This is a genomic window from Klebsiella sp. K47, from assembly GCF_051858335.1.
In the GTDB taxonomy this organism is placed as follows: Bacteria; Pseudomonadota; Gammaproteobacteria; order Enterobacterales; family Enterobacteriaceae; genus Klebsiella; species Klebsiella pneumoniae.
On record NZ_JBPYUI010000208.1, the window covers coordinates 1 to 240 of the forward strand.

Annotated in this window: 1 protein-coding gene; it reads left to right on the forward strand. The window is 67.9% G+C overall.

The genetic code is table 11. The features are described from left to right. Positions 1–240, forward strand: a 240-nt coding sequence (locus tag RRF55_RS27720) for a hypothetical protein (RefSeq protein ID WP_439419258.1), incomplete at both ends; no start/stop codon positions are given.

The following is a 240-nucleotide window of genomic DNA, read 5'->3' on the forward strand; positions in this document are numbered from 1 at the left end:
CCAGGACACCGGCTCCGGTGGCAGCTGGCCGATCAGCAGCGACCGCGTGGTGTGGTTCCTGGCCGCACGCGGGCTGCTGGATGACGCGGCCTTTGCCGACCAGGTCTGGCAGGCACTGCAGGCCACCCTGGCGCAGGATCGTGCAGCGGTGTTCGATGCACGGATCGGCCTGTATCGCGGCGAGACTTCGTTCCTGGATTGGCGTGAGCAGACCTACCCGGACTGGACCCGCGAAGACGT